General features: G+C 46.7%; 1 protein-coding gene. It reads left to right on the forward strand.

The genetic code is table 11. From position 1 onward, the window contains the following. Positions 1–122 precede the first annotated feature (122 nt). A complete protein-coding gene (locus AC0KTX_RS16750) occupies positions 123–1,304 on the forward strand; it encodes an IS701 family transposase (RefSeq protein ID WP_341343397.1) in 1,182 nt (393 codons plus the stop codon). The last annotated feature ends 65 nt before the right edge of the window (positions 1,305–1,369 follow it).

Here is a 1,369-nt window from a genome sequence, read left to right on the forward strand (position 1 = left end):
ACTGTAGATGAGCAAATTCACTAACATAAATTTACATCCGAACAAAAAAGGAGACATGAACCCGATTCCTTGATTAGAATAGATGTGCCAACAAACCATTCACACAAGGAGGTTCATGTCTCATGAATAGATTAGCACATCATCAAGGAATCCACAAGTTTTTCACGATGTTGGGGTTGGCACTTTATTTTTCAAAACCTGTCATGAAGCATCTCGTTCATATCGTGGATGCGATGATCACGAAAGGCTTTTCTGGAACGTTGACCGATCTTCATCATTGGAGCTTTCACCCCAATCATCGAACGACACTCAGCCATTTTTTCACGAAAAGCCCTTGGGATGAAGAGACGCTGCTTCGCAAACTCCAGCAATGGATGCTTCATCGTGTCGAACGGATCGCCAAACAGAAAAATCAACCCCTTTTTGTTTCGATCGATGATACGATTTGCCAAAAAATCAAGCCTTCGTCACGGGCAACGCACGCCATTCAAGGGTGTGATTGGCACTATTCTCACACAGAGAAAAAGTCGATCTGGGGACATTCTCTTGTTTGGCTCATGGTTCATACGATGACCCAAGCTTTTCCCTTTGCGTTCCGCCTCTACGACAAGGCGGCTGGGAAAAGCAAGGGGGAACTCGCGATCGAGATGCTTTCTTCTTTGGATGTACGCCGTCCCGTTTATGTGCTGATGGATTCTTGGTATCCATCGCAAGCGCTCGTGGAAGCCTGTCTGAAAAAAGGATTTCACGTCATCGCGATGCTCAAAACGAACCGGATTCTCTATCCGAAAGGCATCGCCATCCAAGCTAAACAGTTTGCCCGCTATATCGAACCGAACGACACCCATCTCGTCACGGTGGGAGAAGAGCGTTATCGCGTGTATCGCTACGAGGGATCGCTGAAAGGTCTCGATGATGCCGTTGTGTTGTTGGCTTGGAAAGCCGATCAGCCGATGACACCCGAACATCTTCACTGCGTCTTGAGCACCGACCGGGAGCTAAGCGATGAAGAGATCTTGCGCTACTATGCCCAGCGTTGGTCGATCGAATGCTTTTTTCGACAAGCGAAAGACCAGCTGAAGCTCGATGGGTACCGCGTTCGTCAACGTCGGGCGGTGAAACGGTATTGGATCTTGGTGCAACTCGCTTATGTGTACAGTATGGTCGAATCCAACAGCGATTTCTCTACCGGGCTTGACTTCCTTCGAAAGAAGAAAGGACATAGCCTCGTGGAGTTTATTTACGATGCAGCGAAACAAGATATTCCCATTGATGTCGTTAAAAAACAGCTTCATGTGGCATAAGGGGTACTCCGTTTGTCTCTTTTTACATGGTAATTATTGTAATGAAAATTGCTCAACTACAGTTA

Source organism: Aeribacillus sp. JST-2, assembly GCF_056032925.1.